The organism is Clostridiales bacterium (assembly GCA_015243575.1).
Classification (GTDB): domain Bacteria; phylum Bacillota; class Clostridia; order Peptostreptococcales; family Anaerovoracaceae; genus Anoxybacterium; species Anoxybacterium hadale.
The window spans coordinates 1,118,253-1,139,823 of sequence record CP042469.1; the positions used below are offsets into that span (position 1 = coordinate 1,118,253).

At 44.2% G+C, this 21,571-nt stretch carries 23 protein-coding genes; 18 read left to right on the forward strand and 5 right to left on the reverse strand.

Features of this window, described 5'->3' with window-relative positions; translation table 11 throughout:
- The first annotated feature begins 1 nt into the window (after position 1).
- From FRZ06_04855 to FRZ06_04890, 8 genes are all read left to right on the forward strand, one after another.
- Positions 2-1,738 carry a ribonuclease J gene (locus tag FRZ06_04855; protein ID QOX62724.1) on the forward strand — a complete coding sequence of 579 codons (1,737 nt, stop codon included), beginning with the start codon at positions 2-4 and terminating at the stop codon, positions 1,736-1,738.
- Positions 1,739-1,759: 21 nt separating this feature from the next.
- Positions 1,760-2,209 (forward strand): hypothetical protein, encoded by a 450-nt coding sequence (locus tag FRZ06_04860; GenBank protein QOX62725.1) that lies wholly within the window; start codon positions 1,760-1,762, stop codon positions 2,207-2,209.
- The gene (locus FRZ06_04865) at positions 2,199-2,909 is read left to right on the forward strand and encodes an aminopeptidase P family protein (protein ID QOX62726.1); all 711 of its coding nucleotides are present in this window, start codon (positions 2,199-2,201) and stop codon (positions 2,907-2,909) included. Before FRZ06_04860 ends, FRZ06_04865 begins: the two co-directional genes overlap by 11 nt.
- A gap of 94 nt (positions 2,910-3,003) precedes the next feature.
- Complete coding sequence (efp, locus tag FRZ06_04870; GenBank protein ID QOX62727.1) at positions 3,004-3,564, forward strand: elongation factor P; 561 nt, start codon at positions 3,004-3,006, stop codon at positions 3,562-3,564.
- Between the two features lie 136 nt (positions 3,565-3,700).
- Positions 3,701-4,744 (forward strand): endolytic transglycosylase MltG, encoded by a 1,044-nt coding sequence (gene mltG / locus FRZ06_04875; protein ID QOX62728.1) that lies wholly within the window; start codon positions 3,701-3,703, stop codon positions 4,742-4,744.
- 43 nt (positions 4,745-4,787) lie between these two features.
- The gene (locus FRZ06_04880) at positions 4,788-5,465 is read left to right on the forward strand and encodes an O-methyltransferase (protein ID QOX62729.1); all 678 of its coding nucleotides are present in this window, start codon (positions 4,788-4,790) and stop codon (positions 5,463-5,465) included.
- A 107-nt stretch (positions 5,466-5,572) separates the two neighbouring features.
- Complete coding sequence (locus tag FRZ06_04885; GenBank protein QOX65829.1) at positions 5,573-6,796, forward strand: U32 family peptidase; 1,224 nt, start codon at positions 5,573-5,575, stop codon at positions 6,794-6,796.
- Between the two features lie 116 nt (positions 6,797-6,912).
- Positions 6,913-8,265, forward strand: coding sequence for an HlyC/CorC family transporter (locus tag FRZ06_04890; protein QOX62730.1), 1,353 nt, complete (start codon positions 6,913-6,915; stop codon positions 8,263-8,265).
- 140 nt (positions 8,266-8,405) lie between these two features.
- On the opposite strand, the gene FRZ06_04895 is transcribed toward FRZ06_04890, so the two are convergent.
- From FRZ06_04895 to vanR, 5 genes are all read right to left on the reverse strand, one after another.
- Positions 8,406-10,775: an acyltransferase family protein gene (locus tag FRZ06_04895; protein ID QOX62731.1), complete on the reverse strand. Its 2,370-nt coding sequence runs from the start codon at positions 10,773-10,775 to the stop codon at positions 8,406-8,408.
- The gene (locus FRZ06_04900; protein ID QOX65830.1) at positions 10,772-11,539 is read right to left on the reverse strand and encodes a M15 family metallopeptidase; all 768 of its coding nucleotides are present in this window, start codon (positions 11,537-11,539) and stop codon (positions 10,772-10,774) included. The genes FRZ06_04895 and FRZ06_04900 overlap by 4 nt, the downstream gene beginning before the upstream one ends.
- A gap of 74 nt (positions 11,540-11,613) precedes the next feature.
- Positions 11,614-12,702, reverse strand: coding sequence for a D-alanine--D-serine ligase VanG (vanG, locus tag FRZ06_04905; GenBank protein QOX62732.1), 1,089 nt, complete (start codon positions 12,700-12,702; stop codon positions 11,614-11,616).
- A gap of 215 nt (positions 12,703-12,917) precedes the next feature.
- Positions 12,918-13,994, reverse strand: coding sequence for a HAMP domain-containing histidine kinase (locus tag FRZ06_04910; GenBank protein ID QOX65831.1), 1,077 nt, complete (start codon positions 13,992-13,994; stop codon positions 12,918-12,920).
- Between the two features lie 19 nt (positions 13,995-14,013).
- Positions 14,014-14,712 (reverse strand): VanR-ABDEGLN family DNA-binding response regulator, encoded by a 699-nt coding sequence (gene vanR, locus FRZ06_04915; GenBank protein ID QOX62733.1) that lies wholly within the window; start codon positions 14,710-14,712, stop codon positions 14,014-14,016.
- 373 nt (positions 14,713-15,085) lie between these two features.
- Between vanR and spoIIIAA the strand changes: the two genes are divergently transcribed.
- The 10 genes from spoIIIAA (at position 15,086) to FRZ06_04965 (ending at position 21,567) form a co-directional block, all read left to right on the forward strand.
- Positions 15,086-15,991: a stage III sporulation protein AA gene (gene spoIIIAA / locus FRZ06_04920; GenBank protein QOX62734.1), complete on the forward strand. Its 906-nt coding sequence runs from the start codon at positions 15,086-15,088 to the stop codon at positions 15,989-15,991.
- Positions 15,981-16,502 (forward strand): hypothetical protein, encoded by a 522-nt coding sequence (locus tag FRZ06_04925; protein ID QOX62735.1) that lies wholly within the window; start codon positions 15,981-15,983, stop codon positions 16,500-16,502. The genes spoIIIAA and FRZ06_04925 overlap by 11 nt, the downstream gene beginning before the upstream one ends.
- A 192-nt stretch (positions 16,503-16,694) precedes the next feature.
- Positions 16,695-17,537 carry a Cof-type HAD-IIB family hydrolase gene (locus FRZ06_04930; protein QOX62736.1) on the forward strand — a complete coding sequence of 281 codons (843 nt, stop codon included), beginning with the start codon at positions 16,695-16,697 and terminating at the stop codon, positions 17,535-17,537.
- A 251-nt stretch (positions 17,538-17,788) separates the two neighbouring features.
- The gene (gene spoIIIAC / locus FRZ06_04935) at positions 17,789-17,983 is read left to right on the forward strand and encodes a stage III sporulation protein AC (GenBank protein ID QOX65832.1); all 195 of its coding nucleotides are present in this window, start codon (positions 17,789-17,791) and stop codon (positions 17,981-17,983) included.
- A 39-nt stretch (positions 17,984-18,022) separates the two neighbouring features.
- On the forward strand, positions 18,023-18,418 hold the full coding sequence (gene spoIIIAD / locus FRZ06_04940; protein ID QOX62737.1) for a stage III sporulation protein AD: 396 nt from the start codon (positions 18,023-18,025) through the stop codon (positions 18,416-18,418).
- Positions 18,419-18,470: 52 nt separating this feature from the next.
- Positions 18,471-19,559 (forward strand): stage III sporulation protein AE, encoded by a 1,089-nt coding sequence (gene spoIIIAE, locus FRZ06_04945; GenBank protein QOX62738.1) that lies wholly within the window; start codon positions 18,471-18,473, stop codon positions 19,557-19,559.
- The gene (locus FRZ06_04950; GenBank protein QOX62739.1) at positions 19,550-19,717 is read left to right on the forward strand and encodes a hypothetical protein; all 168 of its coding nucleotides are present in this window, start codon (positions 19,550-19,552) and stop codon (positions 19,715-19,717) included. The genes spoIIIAE and FRZ06_04950 overlap by 10 nt, the downstream gene beginning before the upstream one ends.
- Positions 19,718-19,839: 122 nt before the next feature.
- Complete coding sequence (locus FRZ06_04955; GenBank protein ID QOX62740.1) at positions 19,840-20,295, forward strand: hypothetical protein; 456 nt, start codon at positions 19,840-19,842, stop codon at positions 20,293-20,295.
- A 37-nt stretch (positions 20,296-20,332) separates the two neighbouring features.
- A complete protein-coding gene (locus FRZ06_04960) occupies positions 20,333-21,094 on the forward strand; it encodes a SpoIIIAH-like family protein (protein ID QOX62741.1) in 762 nt (253 codons plus the stop codon).
- A 107-nt stretch (positions 21,095-21,201) separates the two neighbouring features.
- Positions 21,202-21,567, forward strand: coding sequence for an Asp23/Gls24 family envelope stress response protein (locus FRZ06_04965; GenBank protein QOX62742.1), 366 nt, complete (start codon positions 21,202-21,204; stop codon positions 21,565-21,567).
- Positions 21,568-21,571 lie beyond the last annotated feature (4 nt).

A 21,571-nucleotide genomic window follows, 5' to 3' on the forward strand; every position in this document is an offset into this window, starting at 1 on the left:
AATGTATTATAAAAGAACACGTACGGAGAAAGAATGTAAGGAAGAAAGGATTGAAAATTTGAAAACAAATGACAATAAAAAAGGAGTTAGCCCCGTAAAGGTGATTCCAATTGGCGGTTTGAACGAAATCGGAAAGAATATGACCGTTTTGGAATACAAAAATGACATCATGATTATTGACTGCGGGCTATCATTTCCTGATGATGAAATGTTCGGAATCGACATCGTAATTCCCGATTTCAGCTATTTAATCAAGAACCGGGATAAGGTAAAGGGCATGATTCTAACCCATGGACACGAGGACCATATCGGAGCCATTCCCTATTTTTTAAAAGAACTAAATATTCCTATTTACGGAACCAGGTTGACACTGGGTCTGGTTGAAAATAAACTGAAGGAGCATGGAATCAAAGGCAAGCTGAACACCATCAAAGCGGGCCAGACGGTCAAGATTGGAGAGTTTAAGGTGGATACCATCCGAACAACTCACTCCATAGCCGATGCGATTTGTCTTGCAATTGATACCCCTGCAGGAGTTGTATTTCATACGGGAGACTTCAAGATTGACTATACGCCCATCGACGGGGAACCCATTGATTTCCAGCGTCTTGCGGAACTGGGACACAAGGGTGTTCTGCTGATGCTTGCTGACAGTACAAATGCAGAAAGAAAAGGATATACCGCTTCTGAAAAGACCGTTGGAGTTACACTGGAAAATATTTTCCGTAATTCCGAGGCTAGAATTTTGATCGCAACATTCTCCTCCAACGTACACAGGGTACAGCGTATCGTTGATACCGCAGTGATGTTTGGAAGAAAGGTGGCCATCTCCGGACGAAGCATGGTCAATGTGGTGAATCTGGCCATAGAGCTGGGTTACTTGAAAGTCCCAGAGAATGTTTTCGTGGATATCAATAAGATTAAGCATATTCCTGACAATCAGCTGGTGATTATCACAACGGGAAGCCAAGGAGAGCCCATGTCTGCTCTTTCCAGAATGGCTTCATCGGATCACAAGGCGGTTCAGATCAAACGAGGAGATATGGTTATTCTTTCCTCAAGCCCCATACCAGGAAATGAAAAAACCATTTCCAATGTAGTGAACAAGCTCTTTGAGAAGGGTGCAGACGTGATCTATTCTGATATTGCAGATATTCACGTGTCTGGTCACGCTTGCTCTGAGGAATTGAAGCTGATTCACTCCTTGATCAAACCGAAATATTTTATGCCGGTTCATGGTGAGTACAGACACCTGAAGCAGCATGCCCTGCTTGCGGAGAGTTTGGGAATGCCGCCGCAAAACACCTATATCTTAGAAAATGGCCAGGTGCTCCATCTGACCAAAGATAATGTTGTAAAGGCAAAGGAGGAAGTTGCTGCTTCCGCAATCCTTGTTGACGGCCTGGGCGTCGGAGATGTAGGGAATATTGTACTGAGAGATAGAAAACTGTTGTCAGAATCAGGCTTGATCATCGTAGTTGCTGCCATCGACAAGAGCACCGGAATGATTTGCTCAGGACCGGACATTATCTCGAGAGGCTTTGTCTACGTGAGAGAGAATGAGGACTTGATGAATTCGGCTAAGATGGCTGTCAGCGCCAGATTAAACAAATGTTATGAAGGCGGACTGAGAGACTGGGCCGGGCTGAAGAACGCAGTAAAGGACGAACTGAAGAACTTCATTTATGAAAGAACCAAGAGAAGCCCGGTAATATTGCCGATCTTCCTGGAAGTATAAGCTGTCATCGGTTCAAGCGTTATGAATGAAAGCCGGAAACCCTCCAGGTTGCGACCTGGAGGGTTCCGGTTTCAAAAATTTAGCAAAACAATTCAGGCTCGTTCTATAACAGGACGAAGAAATGTTAGGAGGTTGCCCGTGAACGTACATGACGAAGCACACAATCTGGCCAGAGCCATCAGGGAATCAGACGAATACAGACAGTATGCGGAGCTCAAGGATGCTGCATCCCAGAATGAAGAGCTTGCTGTAATGCTCAATGATTATCGTGCGAAACAATTTGAAATTCAGGCAAAACAGATGGCAGGAGAAGAGCTTGGACCTGAAGTAATGGAACAGATCCAGTCCCTCAGTCAAATTATTATGAGAGATCCTCTGGCTTTTCAATATGTTCAGGCAGAGGCACGTTTCACTTTGCTTGTGAACGATGTCTTTAATATTCTGGGGGATGTGATCAAATTTGACAGATAAGCAGAAAAGTAATATCGTAAAAAGTGCACGCGAGATAGAAAGTATTTCTAAGGCTGCGGCCTTGGGTGATCGTTGTTTCAGCCATATTCTCGGTTTTATTGAGCCGGGTATGACCGATCAGCAGGTGGCTGATGAAATCGGGCGTTTTCTCTACGCAGGCGGTGCTGAGGGGCTTGCTTTTGATACCATCAGCGTTTCTGGAGAACGATCCTGCCTCCCACACGGAGAACCAACAGATAAGGTGATCCAAAAGGGTGAATTTCTTACCATGGATTTCGGTGCTGTAATCGATGGTTACTGCGGCGATATGACCAGGACTGTTGCCATTGGTTTTGTTACTGATGAAATGAAGCGCGTTTATGAAACGGTGCTGGAAGCTCAGCTTGCAGCCATCGAGTTTATCAAAGCTGGAGTGGCTTGTTTTGATGCGGATAAAGTGGCGAGAGACATCATAAGCAATGCAGGCTATGGAGAATACTATCCTCATGGCTTGGGCCACGGTGTGGGCACTCTGGTGCATGAGGCACCTACATTGAATGCCAAAAGTATAGAAATTCTTGAGAAAGATATGGTCATTACCATTGAACCGGGTATTTACATACCAAATAAATTTGGTGTACGGATTGAAGACTTGGCAATCGTTACTGACTTTGGTATAATAAATAAAGTTGAGTCAAAAAAGGAACTGATTATTTTGTAACGGATATCAAGTGTCCCTTGACAATGCTTCCGGCGTGATGCAGTTTGTCTATGGATGCTATCAATAATTGAACTATTTTGGAGGTATTATAATAATGATTTATGCAAGCGATTTTAGAAAAGGAATTACCTTTGAAATCAACGGAGAGCCTCATGTAATCCTAGATTTCCAGCATGTAAAGCCGGGTAAGGGTGCAGCTTTCGTAAGAACGAAATACAGAAATATTCTGACGGGAGCAACGAGAGAAGAAGCATTCAATCCAAACGACAAATTTGAGAATGCACGTATCGAAACAAAATCGATGCAGTATCTCTACAGTGACGGTGAACTATACTACTTCATGGATCAGGAAACTTATGACCAGATTCCGTTAATGAAAGAACAGGTTGAAGATGCGATTCTCTATCTCAGAGAAAATGATATGGCAACGATAAAGTTCTTCAAAGACAGTGCTTTTCTGGTTGAGCCGCCGAACTTTGTAAATCTCAAGGTTATTGAAACGGAACCGGGCGTTAAAGGAGATACTGCTACCAATGTGACAAAAGCTGCGACGGTTGAAACAGGGGCTGTAATCCAGGTTCCGATCTTTATCGAAGAAGGCGAAGTAATCCAGATTGACACCAGAAGCGGTGAATATTTATCAAGAGCAAAATAGGCTGAAACATTTCGCAGGATGATCGTCGTTCTGCGAAATTTTTTTGACGGCGTTTTGGACAGGGAGGTATCCGGCGCACATTGGATGGTGCCAAATTGGACGTATACGCTGGTGAAGCAATGTATGGGGGCAAGGTATGGGCAAGAGACGCAATAAGATAAAAAATAAGAAACGATTAATTTTCAGTGTGGTAATCATCATCGCGACGATACTGCTGGCAGCGGCGGCATTCTTCTCCGTCTATTTGAATAAGCAGAGTGAACCGGTAAATCCGGACAACGAGGCATCTGTGACGGTGGTTATTCCGAACGGAACGGGAACGGGAGGTATTGCCCGTATCCTGGCTGACAACGAACTGATCAGCAGTGAAAGTGTTTTTAAAATACAATCAAAAACCAGGGGATTTGATGGTAAATATAAGGCCGGGGAGTATAGCCTTTCGCCAAGTATGTCGATGGCAGATATTATGAAGATTCTTCTGTCGGGTAAAGCGAATACGATGCGTTTTACGATCCCGGAAGGTTATGATATCAGACGCACTACAGAGAAGCTGGCATCTGAGGGGCTGATTAACCCTGAGGTCTTTGCCAATGAAATTCAGTCAGGACAATTTGATTATAAATTCCTGGCGGATGCTCCTGCCGGAGCGGATCGCCTGGAGGGTTTTTTATTCCCTGAAACGTATGATATCTATACAACGGCGAATGAGCACGACATCATCAATAAAATGCTTGCTCAGTTTGATAAAGTTTTTACAGAAGAATATTATCAGAGGGCTAAGGAACTTGGCATGAGTGTAAGAGATGTAATCACCCTTGCTTCCATCATCGAGCGGGAAGCACAGGTATCAGAGGACAGACCAATTATCGCAAGTGTTTTTTACAACAGACTGAAAATCAGCATGCCGCTTCAATCCTGTGCCACCGTTCAATATATTTTGGGTGAGCAAAAGCCGGTTCTGAGCATTAAGGATACACAGATCGAATCGCCATATAATACGTATCTGAATGCTGGTTTGCCGCCGGGTCCAATTGCATCGCCCGGAGCAGACTCGATAAAAGCTGCTCTTTATCCGGCAGATACGAAATATCTATATTTCCTTGCAAAAGGGGACGGTTCTCATGCGTTTTCCGAAACCTATGATCAATTTTTAAAGGATAAGAGAAAATATATCAACTAGTACGTGTCTGAAAACTATTCGGAAAACGTCTTAAAGGAGTTCCATGAAATTTGTTAACGATAAGGTCTCTGAATATATAGACAGTTATTACAGGCCGCTCAATGCGGATCTGATGAAATTGAGGGAAGAAGCGGAGGAAGCTTTGATCCCCATCATTACCAGAGATACGGAAATGCTACTTTTAAATTTGCTGCGAATCAGAAAGCCAAAGCGGATTTTGGAGATTGGTACTGCTGTTGGATATTCCGCAATTTGCTTTGCCTCACTCCTCGAGGAAACGAAAATCGTTAGCTTGGAAGTGAGAGAGGATATGTTCCTCAAGGCAACCGCCAATCTGAAGCGGTTTCAAATGGAGGATCGGATCGAAATTCGGCTCAAGGATGCTGCGGAAAGTCTGGATGAGATGAATGCATCTCTCAAAGATGTGGAAACACAGGGTTTTGATATGGTGTTTATCGATGCAGCAAAGAGTCACTATAAACTTTTCTGGAATGGAAGCATCCCGCTCTGCAGAAAAGATGCAGTCATCATTTCGGATAATATCCTGCTGAAGGCGAGAACCGCGTCCGATGAATTTGTTACTAAGCGCAGACAGATGACAAGCGTTCGGCAAATGCGGGAGTACATCAGGGAAATATCGGAATCTGAAATCGCAGATACGACGCTGATTCCCATTGGTGACGGCGTTGCGCTCAGTGTTCTAAGGGCTCGCACGGAATAAACCAGCGATTCCCAATGAAACAGATAACGAATAACAATCATAACCGGAGAAATAACAAAGGAGTATCGTATCGGTTGTCTGATGCGAGCTATGGAGAACAATACATGATGAAAAAAATAGAACTGCTTGCACCGGCCGGTGATCTGGAAAAGCTCAAGATTGCGGTGGATTATGGCGCCGATGCAGTGTACTTTGGCGGTGAGATGTTCGGCCTTCGCTCAGGAGCAAAAAATTTCACTGTTGAGGAGATCCAAGAGGGTGTCTCCTATGCCCATGACAGAGGGAAAAAAGTTCATATGACTGTGAATATCTTTGCCCATAACGAGGATATCACCGAACTGGAACAATACTTACATCGTATCAAAGAGATTTCAATCGATGCGTTTATTGTATCGGATCCCGGGGTTATGATGGCGATTCGTGCTGTCATGCCGGAAGCGGAAATCCATCTCAGCACACAGGCAAATATGACAAATTATAGAACGGCTGAATTTTGGGGGAAACAGGGGGTGAAAAGAATCGTCCTTGCACGAGAACTCACCTTCGGCGAAATCAAAGAGCTCCGGGAAAAACTTCCGGAGGACATGGAACTGGAATCCTTTATTCAAGGCGCCATGTGCATCTCCTATTCCGGACGCTGCCTGCTCAGCAATTTTATGATCGAGCGGGACGCCAACCGAGGAGAGTGTGCTCATCCATGCCGCTGGAAATATCACCTCGTGGAAGAGCAGCGACCAGGCGAATATTTTCCTGTTGAAGAAGACGAACGAGGAACCTATATCCTGAATTCCAGAGATCTTTGCATGATTGAACACATTCCCGATCTGATTCAGTCTGGGCTGGCTTCTCTGAAAATAGAAGGCCGTATGAAGAGTATTTTTTATGTGGCTACGGTTGTGGGGGCTTATCGAAGAGCGATTGATGCCTATTATGCCGATCCTGAAGGATATGTGTTCAACCCTGACTGGCTGAATGAACTGAAGAAGGTAAGCCACAGAGAGTTTACAACAGGGTTTTATTACAATCAGCCCACCAATAAAGATCAGAACTACCAGACCAGTGCCTATACCAGAGACTATACCTTCGTGGGACTTGTAAAAAGTTACGACCACGAGACCGGTATGGCTGTGGTAGAGCAGCGAAATAAGATGCGTCTTGGTGACGAAATCGAAGTTTTCGGCCCATTTACCGATTATTTCGCGCAGAAGATCGAAATTCTTCTGGACGAGGAAAATCAACCAATCGAAGCAGCACCTCATCCCCAGCAAATTGTAAAAATTAGGATGAAACAGCCTGTTGCAGAAAAATATATGTTACGGAAACAAAAATAAAGTGGTATAATATATTGAATATGTATAAACTCTGCGCACTTAGCTGCGCAGAAAGCTTCTCAGCCGGGGTAATAAGGCCTTAGGCCGGGGATTTACAATTAAGGAGGAAATTTTTAATGCCAGAGCCTGACCCGAGTATATCATTAACGGTTCAACTTTTATTTCTTGCACTGCTCATACTAGTGAATGCATTTTTTGCGGCTGCAGAGATGGCCGTAGTTTCAGCGAACAAGAATAAGATCAAAGTGCTTGCACAAGAAGGTAATAAAAAGGCCAAGCTGTTATTAAAGCTATACGAGGAACCAAACAAGTTTCTGTCAACGATACAGGTTGCCATCACATTGGCAGGTTTTCTGTCCAGCGCCGTGGCTGCCACATCCATGTCCGACGACATCGGAGCATTTGTGACCCGCTTAGGGATTCCGTACGGTCCACAGATTGCAATCGTTCTCGTAACCCTGATCTTATCTTTTATCACGCTTGTATTTGGCGAGCTTTATCCAAAACGGATGGCCCTTCAGTATTCTGAGCGGATTGCTTTGTTCTGCGTGAATCCAATTCTGTTTATCTCAAAGCTTTCCAAGCCTTTCGTCTGGCTGCTGTCAAAATCAGTGACACTTTTGCTTCGCATCACCGGAGTTAAAGATGCAAACATTGAGGAGCAATATTCGGAGGAGGAAATCAGATCTTTGCTGGAGGTCGGTCAGGAAACCGGACTGATCAAGGAAACGGGCAAGGAGATGATTACCAGCATCTTTGAATTTGACGATAAGCTGGCTTATGAAGTTATGACGCCGAGAACCGACGTTTATATGATTAATATCAACGATAATCTGGCGGACTACGTGGACGAGCTTTTGGAAGAGCGGTATGCGAGGATTCCGGTATTTGAGAAAGACTCCGATAATATTATCGGTATTCTGTATATGAAAGATTTCATTATTGAAGCCAGAAAGCATGGTTTTGAACAGGTCGATATCAAAAGCCTGCTGAGAAAACCATATCTGGTGCCGGAAAGCAAAAACATCGATGATCTCTTCAGAGAGCTGCAGGAAACAAAGGTTCATATTGCACTGCTTATTGATGAATATGGCGGATTTTCCGGAATCGTTACCATCGAAGATCTGATTGAAGAAGTCATGGGAAACATTGAAGACGAGGATGATGAATTTGAATCTAAGCTGGAGAAGCTGGACGACAACATCTACCTGGTTGATGGTCAGTACTACATTGACGACCTCAACGACGAACTGCTTTTAGATCTTGAGTCGGAAGAGCATGAAACCATAGGGGGTTTGATCATTGATCTCCTTGGTGAAATCCCGGACGAGGATGAGACCGAGGAACGTATTGTGGAATTCGGCAACTGCGTCTTCAAGATCGAATCCGTCAAAGACAGAAGGATCGATAAAGTAAAGCTCTTCATAGCACCCGAGACGAAGAACGATGACGGAGAAGAAAAAGAATAGAATTAGAGCATACAGATAAAATGTCAACCAGAATAAGATCAATAACAATCAGATTAAGATCAATAAAAAATAAAATAATAAAATTAAATATAAGCATCTGCAGGACTTTCTGCAGATGCTTTCTAATTATATGATGCGTATCAGTCTGAAAGATAGACTTTTTCAAGACGACTGCCCAGTCTGCTCAGCAGTTCATTTGTTATGGTACCAGCAGCATCAGCAGTCTGCTCAGCGGTGATTTCTTCATAACCGTCTCTGCCGATCAACGTGACAATATCACCTCTTGCAGCTTCCGTAAGGCCGGTGACATCGATCATGAGCTGATCCATACAAATCCTTCCAATGATAGGGACGGGAGTCCCGTGAACCAAAGCAAGGCCTTTCCCTGAAAGACTGCGAGGATATCCATCTGCATAACCGATAGAAACGACCGCAATCCTGGTTTCTTGATGGGCAGTATAATCAAGACCATAGCCGATGCCTTCTTCCGGGTCTACTGTTCGAACCAGGGCAATCCTTGCCTTTAAGGACAGCACAGGCTTTAAATCAAGAGACAGTGCCCTATGTGCAGCAGGTGTATTTTTATCCTTAGATTTCGTGGGAAGTGCAGGAGTACTCAAAACACCATAGAGCGCAATACCTACCCTGGCATAGCTGGTCGTTGACAACCCATCATGATGGCATCGAACGTTAGGCAAGCTGGTAGAAGAAGGACTGTCAGCCGGAGCGGATAAACGGTCAGCTATGGAGGATAAACTGCCATTGGGACCGGAGCCATAATGGATTGCTCCATAGCTGCTGAATACATGTGTGCTTGGCAGGGGAATGCCTTGTGCCTTCAATCCCTCCGACAGCTCAGAAAACCGCTGGATCTGCTGCTGGGTAAAGTACACAGAGGAAGCGTCTGGACTGTCCGATGCACAAAGATGGGTGTAAATTCCCGAAATCTTAAGATTCTTCAATGAGAAAACCTCGATAATATCGGTTCGGTTCTGATAAGCCTCTCCAAGCCGGTGCATTCCCGTATCTATTTTGAGGTGGATTGGAAGCCTTTTCGACAGATGATGAAATAGGTGCCATCTGTGACTGCGGGCGTTATTAAGAACGTCACTTAACTCCTTTGCATGGGATGCATCCACAGCAGTCTGAATAAGCCGCCAACGGCAAAGTTCGGCAGCCCTGGCTGCTGGAGTAAAGCCAAGGATCAGAATATCTCCTTTGACTCCCGCTTTGCGAAGCTCGATTCCTTCTTCAGCAGTGGCAACTGCAAAGGAGTTGATCCCGGATTTTTCAAGAAATGCTGCCACTTCTTTTGAACCGTGTCCGTATGCGTTTGCCTTGATTACCGGCATAGCCTGACAACCCTCAGGAAGGCGGCTTTGCAGAACCTCAAGATTATGAAGCAAGTTGGGAAGGGTAACTTCAATCCAGGCGCGGTGCGGCTCATTTCCGTCAGTAATGATTACACCGGCTTGACGAGAGCGCTTATATTGCAGCAAGAATGAGATCAGCCAGGCTGCTCCAAAGGACAATAGCGCCGTCATGAAATAGTGAACGAGACTGTTCTGTACCAGCAGCTGCTCCATGTGAATGGCTTTTACAAAGCCCCTTATCACAACGATCATAGCAGGATGGATGAGATAGAGGATCACCGAAATCGTCCTCAAGTAATATGGGAGGTTCGGATTTAATGGCTTGCGGTCCGATCCCAGAGAAAGCAGGCTCTGAAAGAGATAATACATACAGGGTATGAGCATCAGATACATGCTGTCATGCCGCTGCAGATTCATACTATGAAGGAGGAGTCCCTCTGCGAGCATCAACGCAAGCGATACCATAAAACAGGAAAAAACTGGCACAAATCTTTTTTTAATAGGCTTAACAGCAAGAATACTTCCCATGACAAAGAACACAGGCGCAAAAAAGAAACCGTTTCTAGTATAATCAAAAAATCGGAATAACTGTTGGTAAAAAGAGTCGATCAGCGAGAGTTGCGTTGTTATTCCGTAGTAGCTGTCACCAAACAGTCCTATTGCATAAAGGAACATGGTTACAGATAATGCTTGCCAGGGCTTCAGCCGCTCCAAAAGCTGCCAGCACAAAAGTGCACCGAGGATGGATGCAGGAAGATACCACAAATGATAGAAGGTTCCGTCAAAGAGCAAGTCCTTCACAAATGCTGAGGGAGAAGACCATTCGGCAGCGCTTCCACTATAAAAGTTTAATGGAAGGTAAAACAGGATGGCTGCACCATAAAGCAAAGCTGTTTTTTTGACAAATCTGCTGATACGATCATAGGGAAGACTACCGTCTGTTGCTTTTCTGTAAAGAAAAAAAGCCGATGCCATAAAGAAGAAAGGGACAGCGACCCGGCCCAGCTCCCTGGTCAGAATAAAATCCGCAGTCCCGCTAAAATCGGTCAAAGGGGAGGTATGAATGGCAACCACAAGCATGGCGGCGACAACCCTGAAATAATCGATGCTGAGATATTCATGTATGTGGTTCCTCATTGCGCCCTCCAAAGTGTCATTACAATCCCGTCCTCGTTGTTACCTGATACTTGATATGGAATTCCGTCCGGTACAACAGTGAGAATTCTATCTTCAGCAGCAACCGGCAGATAATAAATTTCAAACTGATTGTTCTCATAAGAAAAATATAGGTGCTTGCCGTCTTCCGGAAATCCTTTGAGAAAATCTGTGTATTCCTCCAATGTAAGATCATTTTCTTTCATGATTACGGAATGGGGATAGCCTACATAACGAAAATGCCATGGCTCATGGGAAATTTTCGTAATTTCTTCCCGGCCTTTTGGATAGCGTTCAATGAAGCCGTATCGCAATGCAAGCTTTCGGAATTCACCACAGATCCCGGTATAGGGAAAGTCAGGGCAGATAAAGTCGATGCGCCCGCTATTTTCGGCCAGATCGATGGCCAGCCCCGTTTGGTGTTCACTGCAGCCTGGGATGGCAACGTATTTTTTTGTGAATGTCTCTCCGTTTTCCGAAAGGGAGGTATTGTAAATCTCGGTTTGTTCCGATAAAGAACGGAACCCGCTGACAGGTGTGATCCTGTCAGCGCTGTTCAGAATGGAGATGATCTCTGATAGCATCCGGGCGGACTGTTTCTCAAGGAATATCGGCGTTTGTGTGACACCATGCGTTACAGAAACAAGGCGCTCCCTTGCAACCTCATTTTGGATCGGGTGGGACGGGTTTACCAGAATCAGATTTCCTTTTCCCACTGCATCACCGCTTAATTCCAATGGTTTCATTCGTTCGCCATTTTTCTTCATTCTTTCACCGCTTCTTTTCATTCTTTCGCCGTACATTCTGTCAATGCTCATTTTCATCCTTTCACCGCCAGTCGGATCAATTCGTCAAGGAGCTGCCCAAATGAAATCCCGATATTTTTGAGCATGCTTGGATAGCGGCTATGATCGGTGAAGCCTGGGATTGTATTCACTTCATTGAAATAGATTTCACCATTTGGTGTCAGGAAAAAATCTACTCTTGCGAAACCTCTGCAGCCCAGCGCTTTGTAGACAACTGCGGCGGACTCTTTGATTCTGCGGGTGGTCTCTTCATCAATACGTGCGGGCAGATGGATCTTTGAAGTTTCGAGGGTATATTTTTCCTTAAAGTTGAAGAAACCACCAGATAATTCTATTTCGTCCAGATCACCAATTGTGAGCACGTCATTCCCCAATACGGCGCAGCCCACTTCAAAGCCGGTAACGGCTTCCTCTACGAGAATTTTACTGTCGTGATACGCAGCAGCGCGAACGGCGGTTATCAAATCCTCAGGGATATCCACCTTGGTAATTCCAAAGGAGGAGCCTGCATTGGCAGGTTTTACAAAGAGAGGATAGCGCATCTCTGCTGTTTCCGTTTTCAGAATTTCCGCAAGCTCTCTGCTTGGATCGTTATCAAAATGATAAGAAGGAAGATTTAAAATTGCGGAACGGGTGATTTTAATTCCTTCCAGGGCTGCCAGCCGATGAGCAATATCCTTGTCCATACAAAGTGCCGAACTCAACGTTCCGCAGCCTGCGAAGGGGATTCCTGCAAGTTCCAGCAATCCCTGCATGGTACCGTCTTCTCCGTTTTTTCCGTGGAGCACAGGAAATACAACATCAATGGGAAGTTTTTGGAGGACTCCGCCGTTCATCACCAGCAGTCCTCGGGTTGTTCGATCCGGTGAAATCACTGCAGGAACACAGGATTTGTGCGTACTCCAGGTATCCTTAAGAATTTCATTTAATTCACCGTCAAACTTCAGCCATTCTCCATGACGGGTTATGCCTAGGAGAATGATTTGATATTTTTCATGATCCAGATGTTCGATTACTGAACAGGCTGATTTCAGAGAGACCTCGTATTCTGTGGAACAGCCTCCGAACAGCACTGCTACCGTTTTTTTATTTTTCTTGTTCATTTTTTAATCCTTTCAGGCGGATCTATTTCTCTATTAAGCAAACAAAAAAGCCTGTCTGATCCGCTACTTCAATGGTAGCTGAATCTGACAAGCTATTTTTCAATTTACCCTGATGAAACTCTTAAGAAAGCATTAAGAAGCACTTAGCTTTTTCTTATTGGTCAGGAAGCATTCTAAGGCGATGACTGGTCGGTATTATTTTGCAGGGAAGTATTTTAGGAGAATGACGGATCGGTATCGTTTTGCGGAAGTGTTACGATAAAGGTTGTATTCGTCCCGCTGCTTTTCGCCGAAATGGTTCCTCTGTGCGCATCCACGATTTCTTTAGCGATTGCAAGCCCCAAACCGGCTCCTCCAGTTTGAGAGGAACGGGCGTTATCCAGACGGAAGAATCGCTCAAAAATGGTTTCCAGCTTTTGAGAAGGGATGGGATCGCCTTGATTGCTGACTTGAATGACCACATTTTTATTATTTAAGAAAGCGGAAATGATAATTTTCGTATCGTTATAGCTGTACGCAGCGGCGTTTTTCAAAATATTATTAAATACACGGGATAGCTTATCTGCATCTCCCCAAAGCGCAAGCCCCTCCGGTGCATCGACCACTGCTTCCTTGTTCTCAGGTGAAAGCATGGGGTAGAACTCATCTGCAATCTGACGGAGCATAAAAGGCAGGTTGATCTTTCCCTTATTTAATACGATGGTGCTGAGATTGAACCTGGTAATTTCAAAGAATTCATCCACCAGCTGTTCCAGCCTTCCAGCTTTATCCAGTGTGATCCCCGTATATTTTGACCTCTGTTCAGGAGGCATGTCAGGCGCTTCGTCAAGCAGGCTGAGATAACCGATGACGGAAGAAAGCGGCGTTCTGATGTCGTGGGCCAGATTGACAACAAGGTCGTTTTTGCGCTGTTCTGCTTCCTTGGCTTCTCTTGCACTTTTTCTTGCTTCCTTTTTGATCTGATTCATTCGGGTCTCAATCTCCCGGAGTTCCTGCGGCAGTCTGATCTCCTCTTCATCGGGCTGAACAAGAGACAGGCTGGCAGTCGCTATTTCTTCGATATAGCCTGCCGTTTTATTCCAGTAATAATAAATGATTGCCAGAAGCATGATAAGCCAGGCCATTGGAACCAGAAGGGAAGCGTAGGGTAAAAGCCCGTGTATCAAATAATAAACGGGCGAGGGATACCAGGTGATACTGTAGCCGATATAGTATACGAGTACGAGGGATAGCCCATAGAAAACTGTCGCCAGTACTGCTGCGCGGACGCATTGAAATAGAGCGGTTCTCATAATTTTGGAACGAAAAGGCTTAATCTTCAATGGTATAGCCAACCCCCCATACTGTTTTAATATACTTGGGACGATCTGCGCTGTCCTGCATCTTTTCCCGGAGATGCCGGATGTGAACCATGACTGTATTATTGCTGCTGGTGTAATACTTTTCACCCCAAACTTCGCGGAATAAATCCTCTGAACTCACTACCCGTCCTCTATTGGAGACGAGTGTCCATAAAACAGCAAACTCAATGGGAGTCAGAGAGAGCGGTTTTTCATTCAGCAAGCATTGATGCTTATCCTTATTCAGCACGAGACCTGAATGAGTGAGTACCTGATCGTCTTGTACCTGTTCAGCAGGGTTATATTTCGTAAACCTTCGAAGCTGGGCTTTTACTCTCGCAACCAGCTCCAGCGGGCGAAAAGGCTTTGTCATATAATCATCTGCGCCCAGCGTCAGTCCGGTGATCTTGTCGATTTCTTCATCTTTCGCCGTTAGCATAATGACGGGAAACATATGTTTTTCTCTGATCTGCTGACACAGAGAAAACCCATTGATATCAGGCAGCATAATATCCAATACCGCGAGATCAATGTTCTCACGGCTCAGGCAGTTCAGTGCCTCCGTGCCGTTATAAAATTTAAAGACCTCAAAATTTTCATTTTTTAGATAAACTTCGATCAGATCTGCGATTGCTTGTTCGTCATCTACAACTAGTATTTTTTCCATAATCCTTACTACTCCTTTTCCTTTTCAAAATGAAATCACCATGTTACAGCCGAAACGGCCGTAATCCCCTGCGGTAATTTGGGAAGCGCGCTGTTTCATGACATGTGAGCCCGGAATTAATCAGCGTTTCCATAGAGGTTTTGTCCCAATGGGATCAGAATCATTATACCCCAATTTCCAGTCGATGAATACTCCAATACTTCCATCAAGGGGGAATAAAATCTTGTCCATCTCATATGATGTAATGTAGATGTTCTATTGCCGAAAGAAAGCGGATCCATTTCTACTTGGATGCTTTACTGGTTATCGGTGAGAGCATGCAGGTTGATAAGAGACGCAAGAGGAGAGAAGAGGAGCGAAAAGGAAGGGTGAGGAGATGAACGGATTAGATAAAATTTTGGAAAAGCTGCCTGCAGAGGTCAGTGAACCCATGAAGGAGCTGCCTGCGGGAATTAAAAAAAATCTGGAAGAGGTCCGGATCAGGAATGGAAACCATGTTCTGATATTTGCAGGAGGTAAGGAATATGAATTGGAGTCTAAGAAAGGAAAAATAGATAACTACATAATTAACAATATATTTAACGCATTACTTAACCATTCCGCCTATGCCTATCAAGAAGAACTTGCAAATGGCTATATTACAATTGAAGGTGGTCATAGAGTGGGCGTATGCGGAAAAGCTGTCATGGAAAACGGGAAGGTAAAAACCATTAAGGATATTTCCTCTGTTAATATCAGAAGAAGCAGGGAGATCATAGGTGTTTCTGACCCTTGTATGAACTATTTACTAAATGGAAAGGGTCAGATACACAATACGTTGATTATTTCACCGCCGAAATGCGGCAAAACAACGCTCCTACGGGATATGATCCGAAATTTAAGCGGTATGGGTTATCAGGTGGGTGTTTGTGATGAGCGTTCGGAAATTTCAGGGATGTATAACGGAAAAACGTCATACGATTTGGGGATTAGAACGGACGTTCTTGATGGCTGCCCAAAAGAAAAAGGGATGATCATGCTCATTCGGTCTATGTCACCGGACATCATTGCCACCGATGAAATCGGAAAAAAAGAAGACTGCCATGCAATTGAAGCAGCCATATGTGCAGGGATCAGCCTTCTGACCACCATTCACGGCAGCAATTATGCAGATGTTAAGAGCTCCGGCATCGGAGAAATGGTTGAGCGAGGCGTTTTCGAACGTCTGATCTTTCTGTCCAATGTACCGGCCATAGGCTCTATTGCAGCCATTAGGGATTGGAGGAATCAGGATGTTGTTTAAGCTAATTCTCTGTATCGTTATTTTGGCAGCAGGAGCGCTGATGGGACAGCTAAAGGCGAAGACCTTTGATAACAGAGTCTTTCATTTGCAGGATTTGATTACAACTTTAAAAGTATTGGAATCAGAAATGAAATACCGTCTTGATCCTCTTCCGGAACTGTTCTCACGAATCGGCGCAGCGCGTCCCGGAATGAGCAGCGATCTATTAAATACTGCAGCAGAAAACCTGAAAACCAGAATGGGGACCGATCTTCCCACCTGTTGGAAAGAAGCAGTGGAAAAGGCTTATAAAGAAAGTGCGTTGAAAGCAGAGGATAAAAGAATCCTCTCAGACCTTGGCATTGAGCTGGGTAAAACGGACTTAAACAGCCAGACAGGCATGTTCCTGAGAACCTTTTCACTTTTGGAGGCTCAGGTCATGGAAGCTTCCGATGAGAAAAAATCAAAGGGGAGAATGTACAAGAGTCTTGGACCGGCTGTCGGAATGCTCATTGTGATCCTGCTGATCTAAGGAATCGCTGAATAATTCCGTGCGCACATCTGATCGGTTCATGTACAAATTGTTGACAACTGTCATATTTTTGAATCATAATAATAGATGTTGAAGTTTTTACTGATGATTCAGGCAAAACTCAAAACTCAAAAGGTTTTTGGTTTTGCCTTTTTCCTTTTAGAATAGGAAAATGGCAGGAAAGGTGATGAAATGAAGCAAGCATATATTTTTATTGATATTGACGGAACCCTTCTTGATCCGGTAACGGGAGTTCCGGATTCGGCGGCTGCTGCCATCCGTGAGGCAAGATTACGAGGACATAAGGTCTTTATCTGCACAGGACGATCAAAGATCAACATTCCAACGGTGGTAAGTGAAATCGGATTTGATGGGTACATATGTGCTGCCGGTGCTTATGCCGAAGCAGAGGGAGATATTCTGATGCTTGAGACTCTTGATAAGGAAACGGTAAGGAAGCTGACGGAACCCATCAATTCTCGTAATATCGGTTGCCTGTATGAGGGATATCGAGCTACCTTCGTGAATGAACCGGTCTGTGACTACGCAAAGCGGCTCTACAAGATTGACGCTTTTTTATTTGAGTTATTGGAGAAATACCATTGGGATACAGAAAAGATCCCAAGAGAAGCGGAATACTTGGGCGGTACCGAAGTAATCAGTAAGCTTTCGCTGCTCACGGATCACCTAGAGGATTTAAATGCGCTCTATCAGTACCTTCCCGAGCATTTGAAACTGACAATTCATGATCCGAATGCCGAAGGGGTCTACCTTTGTGAAATCGCTATCAAAACCATTTCCAAGGCCAGCGGAATTGAGAAAATCATCTCCCGTTATGGCGCTTCTCAGGATCAAACCATATGCTACGGTGATAGTATGAACGATATCGAGATGGTGCAGTTTTGCGGAACAGGCATTGGTATGGTGAGCGGTTCATCTGCACTTTTAGCGGTTGCAGACGATTTCGCAGAGCCCGTTGCTGAAGACGGAATTTACAAGAGTTTTCTCAAGTACGGTTTGATTGAAAGCATATAAGATTACACTTAATGCAGCATCTTTGAATTTTTCAAGGGTGCTGTTTTTTATTTTACTCTCACTCCGTTGGAATAAATTCTTGTCCACAGAATATGATGTATTGATAGCGTTGGGCAGCAAAGTTTCATGCTCTGTCTTCCGGCGTAAACTCTTAAGGATGTGCAGATTTTAATGAAGTGTGCACACGGAATAAATCAGTGCTTCCACAGATTAAGTTCGTGCAAATAACGAGAGGAGAAGTAAGAATGGATATTAACGTGGATCTTATTTTTAAAATTGCAGCCATCGGCATCATTGTTGCTGTACTGAATCAGGTTCTGATACGGGCAGGGAGAGAGGATCAGGCGATGATGACCACCCTGGCGGGGATTATTGTCGTGCTGCTGCTGATTGTGCAAATGATCAACGATTTTTTTATCACCGTAAAAACCTTGTTTCAATTGTAGAGAAAGTTGCTAGTGTACAAAAGAAATGGAGTGATTTTTATGGACATGGATATTTTTCGAATTGCAGCCATTGGTCTATGCGGAGTTGTTACGGCATCCATGGTAAAAGGCTACAAGCCAGAGTTTGCAATTTATGTGGTCATTACAACAGTGCTTGTTATCTTCATTATGATTCTAAACAAGCTGACCTATGTATTTGAATTTTTAGGTGACATATACAACCAGATTACCTACGGCAGAAATTTTTTCCCGATTATTCTTAAGGTTTTGGCGGTAGCATATATTGCTGATTTTACGGCCCAGATTTGTAAAGACTCAGGGGAGGCAGCCATAGCCGGCAAGGTCGAACTTGCGGGGAAGGTCTTGATTTTTTATCTGGCGATACCCGTTATCATGTCAGTTATGGAATTGATCAACAAGATGCTGCCCAGCTAAAGACGAAACAGAGGAATTACACGGCGGAAAATCTCGGCGGAGGTGAAAAAACTTGAGTATAGAAAGTATAGTTAACGAACAGCTTGCTGCCATGGACATGAGGAAAATTGAAGAACTATTCAATCTGTCAGGAAGCAGAAGCGTTTTTGGTGATACCTCTCCCGGTGAGATTATCCGCAGTATTCTCAAGGGAGACCCAATTTTCAGTCTGCATGATATTGTGGCAGCGATTAGCAATCAGTTTATGAAAGAAATTCACATCAGTATCATGCTGGGGGTGCAGCTTGTGATCATCTGCATCATCATCGGACTGCTGAAAAACTTTTCAACCTCCTTTTCGGAGGAGACTGTATCAAAACTTGGTGTAATCGTATGCAGCTGCTGTGTCATGGTACTATGTCTCAAAAGCTTTATGGATATCTATCAGGTATGCAGTGAATCGGTCAATACCATGACGGTAACCATGCAGGCACTTTTGCCAATATTGGTACCTTTGCTGATCTCCATGGGGGGATTTTCATCGGGGGGAATCCTAAATCCATTTATAGTGGGAGCCATCACAATATTCAATTCTTTTCTTCAAAAATTCATCATGCCGGCGGTCTATCTCTCCTGTATTTTTATATTGGTCAACAGCCTTACGGAGAGAGATTATGTCAAGAAGCTGGCGCTGCTGATCAGAGGAATTGCCGTATACGGAATCGGCCTAGCTGTGACCCTGTTTTCCGGACTTACCCTAGTACAGGGACTCGTTACAAAAACCGCAGACGGAATGCTTGCAAAAACCGCCAAATATTCGGTAGACAATTTTGTACCTATAGTAGGAGGTTTTGCAGCGGATTCTCTGGATTTGATTATCAGCTGTACGACGATTATAAAGAATGGAATCGGGATTTTTGGATTGATCATACTGCTGACACTGCTGATCATACCGCTGGTTAAAATTCTTGCGGTGGCGTTGATTTTCAAAATCACGGCAGTGGTCATCGAACCCATCGGCAACAAAACGGTCTCCGATTGCGTGAATGAGGTGGGAAATACCGTCATTACCCTTGCAATCATCCTTTTCCTCTGTGCCTTGATGTTTATGATCTTTCTTTCCATCATTATCGGGATCGGAGGTGGAAGCTTATGGAAATAGCCAGAGAGTGGGTGAAGAATGTTTTCATCATTATCGTTGCGATTACTTTTGTTGAAATCCTTCTTCCGGCAGGCAGTATGAGCAAGTATCTGAAATTTATTTTTTCTTTGATCATTATGGCCATAATATTGTCGCCGCTGGCAATTTTCCTGGAATAAGGAACCCTCCATAATTATATATTATTAACGAGGCATTGAGTATTGCCCGTTACCACCCTGAGAAAAGGAAGTTTTTGGGAGATCAAAAATTTTCGATAGATGCGAGATAAGGAGGATAAAGAATGTGGGATAAACTAAAGAATGATAAATATGTTAAGGACTTGCTCGTCAGGCTGCTTACCGTTTTATTCGTTGCCGCCATCGCACTACTGCTCTTTGATGTCCTTACACAAAGCAAGGATGGCAGAAGACAGATTGTTGATATGGATGGCGGTTCGGAGTATACCCAGGAGTCCGCACTGGCGACTCAGGAGGAAAAGCGGCTGGAAGATATTTTGAGCCAGATGAAAGGGGTAGGGAAAACAAGTGTGATGATAACCTACCAAAGCAGGGAGCAAACTGAAACGGTCTTCGGCAGCGGAGATAATAACAAGAATCTTATGGTGGAAGGAGTGATCGTTGCCTCCGAGGGAGCAGGTGACATTATTGTCAAGAATAACATTATCAATGCGGTTGCAACGGTATACGACATCCCTGCGGCAAATGTAGTGGTATTTGAGAAAAACGGCATGAAATAAATTTAAAGCGAAAGCAGGATTAGGGGGGATATGGTAAATGGAATTCACAAAACGTAAAAAAATAATTTTACTGGGCATGCTTGCCCTTATCGTTTGCGTCGGTGTTCTGAACAACAAGCTGAGCAACGATCAGAATCTGTCCGCCACGGCTGGATATGAAAATTATGAAGCGGAGCAGATGGATATTCATGACGGGGATGTTCTTGTTGACAGTGCCAATGTTGCGGAGCTTCCGTCAACTACAGGTACTGCAGTTGATCCCAATGCTGCGGTTGATCCCAATGCTGCGCCGGATGGCCAGGCTCCCGGTGAAACCAGCGATACAAATGGAAGGGTAGTTGATACCATTGCCGGTGGTGTAGTGCCCACCAACGCCGGCGAAGCAGCTGCGGTAGATCCTATTGACAAGAGTCTCATTGTTACCTCAGATAATCTTGAAGAACTTGCCAATGCAGACACTTATTTCGAAGAGGTAAGAGCTACGATCAACATGGACAGAAACCAGGTGATTGCAATGCTCACCGATGTTATCGAGGAAACGAAGGAAGGCCCTGAAAAGAACAATGCAACCCAGCAGAAACTGAAAATCATCAATTACATGAATACTGAGAAGGTAGTTGAAAACCTAATCAAAAATAAAGGCTTCACAGATGCTTTGGTGTTGATTACAGATAACTCTGTCAATGTGACTGTAAACAAGCAGGAAATCAGTCAGTCCGATGTGGCTAAGATCTGTGATATCGTCATCAGGGAAACGGGCCGTGATGCCAGCCAAATCGTGATTCAGAGCAAATATTGAGGATTGTAAAAAAAATTGTATCTCCAGTTCACTTCTGCTATAATGGTTCTAGCACTGAATTTTGCTCGTCACTGCCTGCAAAATTTAATATACTAGAGGTGAAATGAATGAGCACAGGATCCGATGAAAAACTGGGAACCCTGAAAATATCCGATGATGTCATAGCAATTTGCACCATGAATGCTACTTTGAAAACAAAAGGCGTCGCAGGACTATCCAGTGTTTTCTCCGACAATATTTCAAAAAATATTTTCGGTAAAGAGCCCCTGTATAAAGGGATCAAGGTGAATCAAAACGATGACGGGATCGGAATAGACATATATATCATCGTGGAATACGGAGTTAAAATCCCGGAAGTGGCCTGGGATATCCAGGAGAATGTAAAAAAAGAAGTAGAAGCCATGACGGAAGCTGTTGTGAAAGCAGTGAACATACATGTTCAGGGAGTAAACTTCACAGACGAGGAGGACTAGAAGA